10 protein-coding genes are annotated in these 11,861 nt (G+C 58.0%); 6 read left to right on the top strand and 4 right to left on the bottom strand.

The genetic code is table 11. The features are described 5' to 3' along the window. Positions 1-160 precede the first annotated feature (160 nt). Genes LKE65_RS06600 through LKE65_RS06580 form a run of 5 tightly spaced genes read left to right on the top strand, consistent with a single transcriptional unit; the run spans position 161 to position 4,679 of the window. Positions 161-1,468: an allantoate amidohydrolase gene (locus LKE65_RS06600; protein ID WP_095349346.1), complete on the top strand. Its 1,308-nt coding sequence runs from the start codon at positions 161-163 to the stop codon at positions 1,466-1,468. Further along, on the top strand, positions 1,465-2,691 hold the full coding sequence (locus tag LKE65_RS06595; RefSeq protein WP_278740789.1) for a pyridoxal-phosphate-dependent aminotransferase family protein: 1,227 nt from the start codon (positions 1,465-1,467) through the stop codon (positions 2,689-2,691). The genes LKE65_RS06600 and LKE65_RS06595 overlap by 4 nt, the downstream gene beginning before the upstream one ends. A 33-nt stretch (positions 2,692-2,724) precedes the next feature. Next, positions 2,725-3,129, top strand: coding sequence for an oxalurate catabolism protein HpxZ (hpxZ, locus tag LKE65_RS06590; RefSeq protein WP_278740788.1), 405 nt, complete (start codon positions 2,725-2,727; stop codon positions 3,127-3,129). Positions 3,130-3,144: 15 nt separating this feature from the next. Beyond that, the gene (locus LKE65_RS06585; protein ID WP_086646602.1) at positions 3,145-3,333 is read left to right on the top strand and encodes a DUF4089 domain-containing protein; all 189 of its coding nucleotides are present in this window, start codon (positions 3,145-3,147) and stop codon (positions 3,331-3,333) included. Then, positions 3,330-4,679: an AtzE family amidohydrolase gene (locus LKE65_RS06580; protein WP_086646601.1), complete on the top strand. Its 1,350-nt coding sequence runs from the start codon at positions 3,330-3,332 to the stop codon at positions 4,677-4,679. Before LKE65_RS06585 ends, LKE65_RS06580 begins: the two co-directional genes overlap by 4 nt. A 161-nt stretch (positions 4,680-4,840) precedes the next feature. Here LKE65_RS06580 and LKE65_RS06575 read toward each other — a convergent pair whose 3' ends face one another. The 4 genes from LKE65_RS06575 to LKE65_RS06560 all read right to left on the bottom strand — a co-directional run bounded on the left by LKE65_RS06575 (position 4,841) and on the right by LKE65_RS06560 (position 10,702). Next, complete coding sequence (locus tag LKE65_RS06575; protein ID WP_278740787.1) at positions 4,841-7,351, bottom strand: TonB-dependent receptor plug domain-containing protein; 2,511 nt, start codon at positions 7,349-7,351, stop codon at positions 4,841-4,843. A 123-nt stretch (positions 7,352-7,474) separates the two neighbouring features. After that, on the bottom strand, positions 7,475-8,671 hold the full coding sequence (locus tag LKE65_RS06570; protein WP_278740786.1) for an acyl-CoA dehydrogenase family protein: 1,197 nt from the start codon (positions 8,669-8,671) through the stop codon (positions 7,475-7,477). Next, entirely contained in the window at positions 8,668-10,014 is a 1,347-nt protein-coding gene (locus LKE65_RS06565; protein WP_278740785.1) for an MFS transporter, read from the bottom strand. The genes LKE65_RS06570 and LKE65_RS06565 overlap by 4 nt, the downstream gene beginning before the upstream one ends. Continuing rightward, positions 10,004-10,702: an enoyl-CoA hydratase/isomerase family protein gene (locus tag LKE65_RS06560; protein ID WP_253527758.1), complete on the bottom strand. Its 699-nt coding sequence runs from the start codon at positions 10,700-10,702 to the stop codon at positions 10,004-10,006. The genes LKE65_RS06565 and LKE65_RS06560 overlap by 11 nt, the downstream gene beginning before the upstream one ends. Before the next feature lie 132 nt (positions 10,703-10,834). Here LKE65_RS06560 and LKE65_RS06555 point away from each other — a divergent pair, with 132 nt between their 5' ends. Then, the gene (locus LKE65_RS06555) at positions 10,835-11,860 is read left to right on the top strand and encodes an alcohol dehydrogenase catalytic domain-containing protein (protein WP_278740784.1); all 1,026 of its coding nucleotides are present in this window, start codon (positions 10,835-10,837) and stop codon (positions 11,858-11,860) included. Position 11,861 lies beyond the last annotated feature (1 nt).

Below are 11,861 nucleotides of genomic sequence, written 5' to 3'. Positions count from 1 at the left end.
TCATTGCTTTTTTCAGCACGGGGGCCGCGCTCAATTTTGCAACGCGAAATTGCCTTTTTTGCTTTTGGGAGAACGGACCAAATCCGTCTATGATTGCCAGACTACGCCAGCCAGTGCTGGCAAAACCCGATCAGGCATTTGCATACCAAGGACAAAACCAATCACCCCGACCCCGCCCTTCCCCCAAGGCCCGGCAGAGGCCAGCAAAAAGGACTCCCGTCCGGTCAACCGGTGTGACCATCTTGGCTCACACCCTTTTTCCGATACGCAGGACGGTCTTTTTCGGGCCTATCTGTCCCCTGCCCATGCGGCTACCTGCAAACAGGTTGCCTTGTGGATGCACGAGGCAGGCATGGCCACCCGCACGGATGCGGCGGGCAACCTGATCGGCCGTTACGAAGGGCAGACCCCCGGTGCCCCAGCGCTCCTTATCGGGTCACATCTGGATAGCGTGCGTAATGCGGGCCGTTATGACGGCACGCTGGGTGTCATGCTGGGCATAGAGGTCGTGGCCCATCTGGCCGCTCAGGGTGAGCGCCTGCCTTTTGCCATTGAGGTCATCGGGTTTGGGGATGAGGAAGGCTCGCGCTTCCCTGCCTCCATGCTTACGTCACGCGCGGTGGCCGGCACGCTTGATGCCCTCCCCCTTGGCACGGTGGATGCCAGCGGCACCACCTTGCATGATGTTCTGCACCAGAACGGTCTGGACCCCGCCCGCTACCTTGAGGCAGCCTACAAACCCGAACAGGTTGTCGGTTATCTGGAAGCCCATATAGAGCAGGGCCCCGTGCTGGAAGCCGCCGGGCTGGGTGTTGGTGTGGTCACCGCCATTGCCGCGCAATATCGCTTCAAGGTGAGCATACAGGGTGTGGCGGGCCACGCCGGCACCATGCCCATGTCCTTGCGGAAGGATGCGCTGGCCGCAGCCGCTCAGGCCATGGTGGCCATCGAACGCATTGGCGCAAATGGCCCGCCCGATCTGGTGGCAACCGTTGGCCAGTTGCATGTTGGCCCCGGTGCCAGCAACGTTGTGCCCGGCCAGACCACCTTCAGTCTGGATATCCGCGCAGGCACCGCACAGGTGCGCGACCAGGCCACCACCCAGATTTGTGAAGCCTTGCAGAACATTGCAGACGAACGCGGCGTGGGCCTGAGCATTGAACTCCAGAACGACCTGCCCGCCACCCCCTGCAACCCCGCATTAACGGCCTGCCTTGCGGCATCCGTCACCCGCATAACCGGGCAGGCGGCGCACCATCTGGTCAGCGGTGCAGGGCATGATGCCATGGTCATGGCGGCCCTGACCCCGGTGTGCATGCTGTTCCTGCGCTGCCATCAGGGGATCAGCCACAACCCCGCAGAAGCCGTGCGGCATGATGATGCCCATACGGCTTTTCTGGTCATGCTGGATTTCATACGCGCATTTGCCACCACAACCGCACACAAACCAACGGAGTTTTCTGCATGAGTTCCACGTTTTTCCGGCAGATTGATCCACCCCAGCGGATGTTGATGGGCCCCGGCCCCATTAACGCGCACCCGCGTGTGCTGCGCGCCATGTCGGCTGACATGCTGGGCCAGTTTGACCCGGAAATGACAGAGTACATGAACGAAACCATGGCTCTGTACCGTCAGATTTTCATGACACGGAACCAGTGGACCTTTCTGGTGGATGGCACGGCCCGCGCAGGGATTGAGGCGGCTCTGGTCTCCCTTGTGGAACCGGGCGATAAAATCCTGCTGGTGCGGGCCGGGCGTTTTGGCCTGCTGCTTTCCGAAATTGCAGAACGCATCGGGGCGGAAATCTGCGCGCTCGACCTGCCATGGGGGCAGGTGGCCACGCTGGAACAGATTGAAGACGCACTAAAAACCCACAAACCAAAAGTGTTCGCCTGCATTCATGGTGACACCTCCACCACCATGGCCCAGCCGTTGGAAGGGGTTGGAGAACTCTGCCGAAAATACAACGTACTTTCCTATACGGACGTCACCGCGACACTGGGCGGCATGGCCATTAACACGGATGTGTGGGGGATGGATGTAGTCTCCGGCGGGTTGCAGAAATGCATGGGCGGGCCACCCGGCTCCGCCCCCATAACCGTGTCGGACCGGGCAGCGGAACACATTATGGCCCGCCGCCATGTGGAAGCAGGGATCCGTGGCGAAGGTACGACCAATGGCAGCCGGGCACGCATTTTGTCCAACTACTTCGATCTGGCCATGGTCATGGATTACTGGTCGGGAAAACGCCTCAACCACCATACCGAGGCCACGACCATGCTCTACGGCGCGCGAGAAGCCGCCCGCATTGTGCTCGAAGAAGGGCTGGATGCCCGCTTTGCCCGCCACGCACAGGCCAGTGCATGCTTGATTACGGGGCTGCGCGCCATGAACCTGCGCATTTTTGGGGATGATGCCCACCGCATGACCAACGTAACCGGTGTGTGGATCCCCGATGGTGTGGATGGTGAGGCCATACGCACCCGCATGCGCGATGATTTTGGCATAGAAATTGGCACGGCCTTTGGCCCGCTGGCAGGCCGTATCTGGCGCATTGGCACCATGGGGTACAATGCCGTCAAACATAAGGTGCTGTTAACCCTTGGCGCACTGGAGGCCTGCCTTGCAGCACAGGGCTACACCCTGCCCCGTGGTGCAGCCGTGGACGCCGCACTGGCCGAATGGCCATAACCCCAAGGCCACCCGCAAAAGGACGGCACGCGCATGACATTGGATGACGCCCAGACCATCCTCGCACTCACGCACTGCTCCGACCAGTACGAACGCGCACTGGCCGAAAACGATGTGGCCGTGCTGGACGCCCTGTTCTGGCAGGGGCCACAGACCGTGCGCTACGGCGTGGGGGAAAACCTTTACGGCGCGGAAGAGATTGCCGCCTTCCGCCGCAACCGCACAGGTGGCTCGCCCCCGCGCGCCATGTTGCGCCGCACCATAACCCCCATTGGCACGCAGGCGGGGGTTGTCAGTCTGGAATTCCGCCGCATCGGCTCTACCCGCACGGGTCGGCAGATGCAGACATGGATCAACACGCCCGATGGCTGGAAAATTCTGGCGGCCCATGTGTCCATCATGGCCGAACAGCCAGAAACCGAACGCCCCACACTGTAAGGAAAGGAGCATGCCATGACCACGCCTCCCTTCTCTGATGAGGTTCTTGTCGCTGCCCGTGCGCAGGCCATGGAGCTTGACCTCCCCCCGGCCTGCATTGCTGGCGTGATTGCCAACACCCATGTGTTGCAAAACTATGCGGCCCTTGTAAGGGATTTTCCACTCCCCGACACATGCGAACCAGCGGGAGACTACACACCATGACCCGCTTTGCAAGCGCACTGGGTATTGCGCAGGACATCCGCAGTGGCAAACGCAGTGCGGCCTCCGTCATGCAGTCGGTGCTGGCCACCATCAACCAGCATGATGCCGCCATTCACAGCGTGACCCACCTGTTTGCGCAGCAGGCCATGGAGCAGGCTCAGGCCGTGGATGCCCTGCTGGCCCGCAACAAACCCCTGCCCCCGCTGGCCGGTGTGCCTTTTGGGGTCAAGGACCTGTTTGACATTCAGGGCCATGTCACCACCGCAGGCTCCATTGTGCTGCGCAATACTCCCCCCGCCACGCAGGATGCCGCCATTGTGGCCCGCCTGCGCGCAGCCGGAGCCATTGCCGTTGCCACACTCAACATGGATGAGTTTGCCTACGGTTTTGCAACCGACAACGCCCATTACGGCATAACCCGCAACCCGCACGATACAAGCCGCATGGCGGGTGGGTCCTCCGGCGGGTCGGCGGCGGCTGTTGCTGCCGGTTTTTTACCGCTCACACTGGGGACAGACACCAACGGATCCATCCGTGTGCCCGCATCACTCTGCGGGGTATGGGGGTTAAAGCCCACATTCGGCCGCCTCCCGCGGGAGGGTGCTTATCCTTTTTCCGCCAGTCTGGACGTAGTGGGGCATTTTGCCGGAACGCTGGATGACCTTATGGCCGCCTTTTACATTATGGCGGACACACCAGCCGAACCCGAACCCCAGACCTTACGCGCGGCATGCCTTGGCGGCTGGTTTGCACAAAACCTCAGCCCCGCCCTTGCTGCGGCCATAGGCCGGGTCTGCCAGCATCTTGGTCTGTCGGGCAGTGTGGAACTGCCACAAACACCAACAGCCCGGGCTGCATCCTTCCTGATTACCGCGGCAGAAGGTGGCACGCTCCACCTGCCCCGCCTGCGCGCAGCAGCAGAGGAATACGACCCTGCAACCCGCGACCGGCTTCTGGCTGGTGCCATGCTGCCCTCCAGCACCTATGTGCAGGCACAACGCTTCCGCCGCTGGTTCCGCCAGCAGGTGCATGCCGTGTTTGAGCAGGTGGATGTGCTAATTGCCCCTGCTGTTATGTGCGAAGCCCCCCGACTGGATGACCCAACCGTTATGGTTGACGGTAAACCGGCCTCCGCCCGTGCCAATCTGGGCCTGTACACGCAGCCTATCACCCTGCCGGGCCTGCCCGTGCTCTGCCTGCCGCTCAGGAACACCGGCACCCTGCCGCTGGGCCTGCAACTGGTAGCGGCTCCCGGGCGCGAGGCTGCTCTGTTCAGTCTGGCCCGCAAGCTGGAACAGGCTGGTCTGGCCGGGCGCTGCCCGCTTGAGGCGCAACAGGCTGCTTAAAAAGCATGTGCCGGGCAACACTTCACCCGGCACATGCCTCCCCAGAATAAAAAACATCTGGTAATCAAACAGCTTTTAATAAGCTCCGGAAGGAGCCCATTATACAGTGCGCTCTGATAGCGCATGAAGGTTTTTGCCCATGAAATGAATGGGGCATCACCTCACAAATGGTAGCTGATCTTTGCAAAGTAATACCCACCCATAAACCCGTAGGCAGAATAATACGGGTATTTAAACGCCCCGCTCGAAGACGCCTGCCCGGCCTTGGAAACCTGATTGGGATATTTGTTAAACAGGTTTTGCGCCCCCACACTAAGCGACCAGCGGGGATTAATGTCGTAGCTGACTGTCAAATTGGTAATGAAGGCGGGTTTGACCACTGTCCAGTCCTTTGCTGCAAGGCTGGGGTTGGCAATATATGTCAACTGCCCGTAACGCTGCTCCTGAAAAGACACGAGCCATTTGTCTTTTGCCCATGTAATCCCAAGGGTTTCCCTGTTTTTGGGGGAAGAGTGTAACAATGTGTTCTGGGCATATGCATCGAAATACGGCTGGTTGAGCGCCAGAAGCTGAGAGGGCGTGCTGTTGTAATGGCTGATTTCCGTATCGGCAAAATTGACGCCAACAGAAAAAATCCATTGCCCGTACTTATGCAGGTTCAGGTTATATGCCGCATTAACATCCCCACCATTGGTCACGGTGTTAACCGGGTTGGTATAGTACTGAACGTAGCGGATACCATTTAACCCCAGATTATTGAGCATGCTCTCCACCGCTGTTCCTCCAAACTGTGTGGAGTTTGCCATGCGGTCGTTAATGGCAATGCGGTAAAGGTTGGCGGTTAACGTAAAATTATCCACCGGGTGCGCATCAATGCCAATGCTGTAGCTGCGTGAGTATTCACCTTTCAGTTGGCCGCCACCCAGCGCCTTGGCCGCAGCACTTGTGGTGGGGAGCTGTGCAAATGTGTAGGTCGGAAATGTTGAGGTATAATAATAATTTTCCTGACCAAGAGTGGGCGGCCTATAACCCGTGTTAAAATTCGCACGAATGGCCCAGCGTTTGTTAAAATCATACCGCGTGCCAACAGAGCCTGTTTCCGTCGTGGCAAGGCTGGAATAGCTGACCACATGGCCACCTAGTGTCCACTCCCATTTTGGGAGAATATGGAAAGAAAGATTAACGTGCCCGTCAAACGTATCGCGCGCTGTGTTGCTAGCTGTATCGGGGGATGCCCCAATATGGCCCGATGCGCCGGGGGTGGCGGCGGCACCGGCGTTTGGCCCGTCCAGCACCTTGACCCCACCATTGGCCCAGGACTGATACTCCCCCGCCGTTAACTGGAACGTATCGTGCCGGTATTCTCCCCCAAACTCCAGCGTTACCGGGCGAGACAGAAAAGAAGGCGTAAAGTTTCTGGATGCTTTAAAACCCGTGACCAACTGGGTGGAAATATCCGAACCATCATAAAAATTGCGTTTGCTGGCCAGCCCGAATGTCGGGTTATCGGAATTGAGAGTTGTATAGCTCTCATCATCCCGCCCGAAGGTTACATAGCCATCCCAGTCAAACCCAGCGGTTGTGCCCTGCACGCCGCCGTTAACCTGAAAGTCATTTTCGGTCATGCCCATGAGCGGAATAAAACCATCCGGGTAGAGCGCGCGGACCGTATTGTTATTGGCCGGATTACGGTAGGTCACCTGATTTTCTACCGTTCTGTGGCCATAAGTGGCCGTCAGATAACCACGGATACTGTCTGTTATGGGCAGGGCACCATTAACGGAGAGTGTCTCCATTGTTGTATGGCCCAGCCCTTCCAGACGGTTAAAGTCACGGCCAGCCTTTGTCTGGCGCGGGTCCACACTGCCATCAGCCAGCGGGAAATACATGCTGCCCGTATAAAGGCCCGAGCGATTGGTCGGTAACTGGTTGGAAACCTGCGCCGCAACATCCAGATAACCACCACGGTTCCCCAGTTTTATCGCGTAGTCTCCATACCCGTTTACGCCCACGCCATCTCCGGCGTAATATCCGCTATCCACAAAATTGAGCGACCCCCCGCTTGTATTGTGCTTGAGCACAATATTAACCGCCCCCGCTATGGCATCCTGGCCATAAAGGGCAGACGCGCCTTCTGTAATGACTTCAATATGATCAATCGCGCTTAAGGGGATCAGGGACAGGTCAGCCGGTTCCGTGCCGGAATTGGGGCCTGCATTGGCATTGAAGTTTGCCGTCAGGTGCCGCCGTTTACCATTCACCAGCACCAGAGTCTGGTCGGCCGAGAGGTTGCGCAACTGCATGGTACGGATAAAACGGTTGGACCCCACCCCGCTGAATGAGGGGGAGCTGACTGAAGGCATTAACTGCTCCAGCGCAGCCATGGCGTTGCTCTGCCCGGTCCTTACAATTTCCTGCGCACTGATCACCTGCACATTAGCCGTGCTATGCCTGCGCGTGGTGCCGGACAACACCGGGTCTTCCTGCTTGCCCACAACCGAGATCAGCTCTGGCGATGCCTGCAAAACATCCTGCTTATGGGCAGTTTTTTTTACTGCGGACGCATCTTTTACAACAGCCTGGTGGGCTGGCGCTGCATGTGCCCCCTGCCGGTCCCGACTTTTGCCTTCCTCCACCGTGCCAGCATATGCCGTGACCGGTAGCGCCGCCATAACAACAACTATTGGGAGTGCTTTCCTTCCACTCGCAACTTTAATAACCATAACAAACGATCCCTTTTTCATACAACTAATTAAAATAGTTGTATTAAGATAAAAAAACGCCAGATGGCCGATTCAGTAAGTAAACGTGATGGGAGGCGGCTCCCCGTTAAGAAGAAAATTGCCAATTGCCTTGTATTTATAGGCAACACTATCATGCGTTGTGTGTGTGCGTGCGTTGCGCCAGTGCCGGTCAAAGTTGAACGGTTTTTGGGTGGTTGCAGCACCACCCACATCGTACAGCTTCTGCGCAACATGTATTGCGCTTTCCGTGGCCGCTATTTTGGCTTCCGCAATAGCAATGGATGACTGAACAAGCAGATTTTCGGTTTCCGCTGTTGTGCTCCGCCCCTGGTGGACATCCTCCAGCTGGGCACGGGCAGCCTGTTCCACATACTCGGCCGCACGCCGGACCAATGCTTCCGCCGCTCTGACACGGGCAGAAATTTCCCCCACCGTGTAAAGAATGTACGGGTCATCACTGGCTCTGCTCACGCCACTTTCACGCAAAGGACGGGTGTGGTTTTTGGCCCAGTAAACAGCATCATCCAGCACTGCCAGCCCAATGCCCACATCAATGGAACAATGGATAAGCTGTGCGGAGGCCCCTACGTAGTTCCGCCGACCTGCCCAATGCCCTGTGGGAATAATCTGCTCTGGCGACAGAACAACATCATGGAACTCCGTTACACCACTGGCTGTGGTACGCTGGCCCATTCCATCCCAGTCATCCAGCAGCATAAGACCCTGTGTGTCTTTGGGGAGCATGACGTAAATCCCCTTACCCGCCTCATCCACCGCCTGCACCTTGATCAGGTCGGCAAACAGGCAGCCGGTGCTGTAAAATTTGCGCCCACGCAGGACTGTTTTGCCATCGACATGCGCAATATGGGTATGGATTTCCCCCCGAAAGTTCCCGCTCCGCTCAGCCACGGCACCGGAGCTGATAATACCGCGACCGATCTGCCCCAGATAACGCGCCTGTGCATCCGGCTCGGCCATAAGCCTGAGTTGCTCGATATTGATAAAATGCGGGAACAGAGCCTGCGCCACATTGGGGTCTGCCTTGCCCAGAGCTATAAAAATCTCAGCCACGGCACTCTGGCTGACATCTCCCCCACCCAGTTCTTTCTGCACACGAGCGGCACCAAGGCCTGAACTGGCGATTTTTTCAAAAATGGCAAATGGCAGGATCCGCTCCGCATCCCGCTGGGAGGCATCTTCGGCAACAAGCGGGGCAAGCGTGCGGGCAATATGAACATAATCTGTCATGAGTGTGAATCCACGATCGAATGAGAAGGAGAGGCCGGGAGGCGGGCCGGGCGGGCCGTCATGGCCAGCAGCACAACCACTCCAAGCCCGACAAACAGGCTGACAATACTCAGTGCGACCTCAAACCCGCCCAACCGGGTTTTGAGAAAACCGATTAAAACCGGAACAAGCATGCTGCTGACCTGACCGCAGCAGTTGATCAGTGCAAAGCCAATGGCGCGGTCCTGTGCAGGCAGCAAGCTTGCAGGAATACTCCAGAAAATTGCTGTGGCAATCAGATACCCTGCGACCATGATGGTTAGAAAAAACACTGTGCTCATGGTGCCATGCACCATCCATGGCAGTGCCAGCATGCCGGCCATGGCCAGAGCACCACCCAGAGCAAAATGCCAGCGCCGCTCCTGTTGCTGGTCAGAATGCTGGCAAGCCAGAAGCATGGCCACAATACCCACGCCATGCGGCAGGGCGCTGAGCAGCCCAAGCTGCTGCAGGTTCTGCACCCCTGCGGCACGCAACAAAGAGGGCACCCAAAAATTGACCACATTGCCGGTGCACGTAATGGTCAGACAGTAACTCAGGGATAACAGCCACAGCGTACGGTTGGAAAAAGCACTGGCAAGCGATGCCCGAACAGGCCGCACGACAGAAGGTGGTTCGCGTACCATGGCCTGCAGAATGATGTTTTTTTCATCACGCCCGAGCCAGCGGGCATCGGCTGGCCTGTCCGCCAGCCAGCCAAAAGCCACAAACCCGGCAATAACTGGCGGCAGCCCACCAAGCAGAAACAGCCATTGCCACCCATGCCAGCCCCAGACCCCGGCCATATGGGTCATGATCCACGTTGCACTTGGCCCGCCCACAATGCCGCAGACCGCTATAGCCATGATAAAGCGTGACGTAATCCGGGCCCGGTATGCACTGGGGAACCAGTAAGTCAGGTACAGGATAACCCCCGGGAAAAAGCCAGCTTCCGCCATACCCAGCAAAGTCCGCGCGACGTACAGGGAATACGCCCCCTGCACAAACGCCATACCAATGGTCACCAACCCCCAGAAGATCATGATCCGGGCAAGCGTTCTCCGCGCTCCCCAGCGTTCCATGACCAGATTGCTGGGAATCTCGCACAGCAGATAACCCGCTGAAAAAAGACCAACAGACAGACCAAAAACCGTATCGCTTATGTGCAGGTCCGCGCCAAACTGCAAATGGGCAAAACTAACGGCAACACGATCCAGCCAGTTAAAAACAAGGCAGATAAAAAGGAAGGGCATCAAACGCCATGCAACACGGCGAAAAACAGCGCCTTCAGTCTGCCCGGCATGCGTCAGGCCATCATTGTTCATATCGGCCCACTTCCAGCCTGGCCTGATCAACCAGTGCATAATGCCTGTCCAGTCGGGTACGCCGCTCGGCCAGCAGCAAACGCTTGCTCCATGCCATGGCGGATGTCGGCAGTGCTGCCAGCCGGGCCGCAAGGGCTGTGGCCTCGGCCAGCGAGTCCTGCGCAAGGGAGGAAACAAGCCCCATGCGTTGTGCTTCTTCCGCACCAAAGGTGCGACCGGTCAGCATAATATCCAGTGCGGCAGCCTCCCCGATCAGGGAGGGCAGTTCAACCGCGCTAAACCCGGAGAGCATGTCATGCTCGACCTCAGGAAAGCGAAAAGAGGTCTGTGGTGCCGCAATCCGAAAATCACAATACATGGCTATACTTATTCCCAACCCAATGACATGGCCGTGCAGTGCGGCAACAACTGGTTTTGTAAAATCCTCCGCCACACCAGGAATACAGGAGGCCAGAACATCTGTTGTGGCGACCTGCTGCGTTGTTGCGATTTCCTTCAAGTCCGACCCGGCACAGAAGGCCCGCTCACCCGCACCGTGCAACACCACGGCTCTGACTGTGGAATCACGCAGTGCTTCACGCCAGACGCGGCCCAAGGCGGCTTTGTCGTGGCTGTCCAGCGCATTCAACCGGTCAGGGCGGTTGAGGGTGATGGTGAGGACACCGGACTGTATAGCACTATCTATCATGGTGTATTCCGTTTTAAAACATGATTCAGAGTCGTTAATTTATCCATAGCAACAATTTTCAATGTGGAATATAAAAAGTTTATATTTTGGTCTATATGTTCGTAATTCGAACATTTATGGAGGGACTACGGCATGAAAGCGATCATACTCTCGAACTTTGGCGGTCCATCTCAACTCCGGGTGGAGGAGGTACCAACCCCCGTAGCAGGCCCGCATGATGTGCTTGTGCAGGTGGAAGCTGCCGGAGTCTGCCACCATGACCTGCTGCACAGGGCAGGCAAACTGGCAGGTGCCCCCAAGGGGGTTATTCTTGGCCATGAGGTCGCAGGGCGTGTTGTGGCCACCGGTGCCGCAGTCAGCACTCTTCAGGTCGGGGAGCGCATAACAGGCTATCAACGCCGCTTTTGCGGCCAGTGCCGCGACTGCCTGAGAGGGCGGCAAGACCTGTGCCGCGCGGTCTCCCTCCCCGCCGTGGATACAGAAGGTGCTTATGCCCAGTATATCCGCCTGCCTGCGGTATCTGCCATTCGCATACCGGATAATGTGAGCTTCCAGCAGGCGGCCCTTGCCTCCTGCCCCATTGGCACCGCCATGCGGGCTCTTATCTCGCAGGCCGGGCTTACTGCGGGTGAGACCGTGCTGGTCAATGGTGCCAGTGGCGGGCTGGGCGTGCACCAGATCCAGATTGCCCGCGCACTTGGGGCACACGTCATTGCCGTAACCGGGGACAATGCAAAAGCCAGCAGGCTGGAAGAACTGGGAGCCTCTTCCGTTGTGGTTGCACGGGATGGAAACTACAGCGCCGAGGTGTGGAACAAAACCGGCAAAAAGGGCGTGGATGTTGCCATGGAAAATCTGGGCAGCACTCTCCCCCAGACCCTGCGTGCAACGGGCATGGGGGGGCGTATTGTGGTGCTGGGCAACATTGCTCCGGGGGCTGTTGAAGTTTCGCCCGGCCTGCTTATCGGGCGCAGGTTACGTGTACAGGGCTCAGGCAGCGCCACGCTGGACGAGGTCAGCCAGTCTCTGGCCATGATCGCCTCTGGCCTTGTTCGCCCCCAGATCGACCGTGTCATGCCCTTTACCCAGGCGGCTCAGGCCCATGCACTGCTGGAGGCACGGCAGGTCAATGGCCGCATTATTTTGAGCGGATGGTAAG

The sequence above is a fragment of the Acetobacter fabarum genome (assembly GCF_022483405.1).
Taxonomy (GTDB): Bacteria; Pseudomonadota; Alphaproteobacteria; order Acetobacterales; family Acetobacteraceae; genus Acetobacter; species Acetobacter fabarum.
Note: the sequence above shows the minus strand (reverse complement) of the source record. Positions and strands in the feature narration are given on the sequence as shown.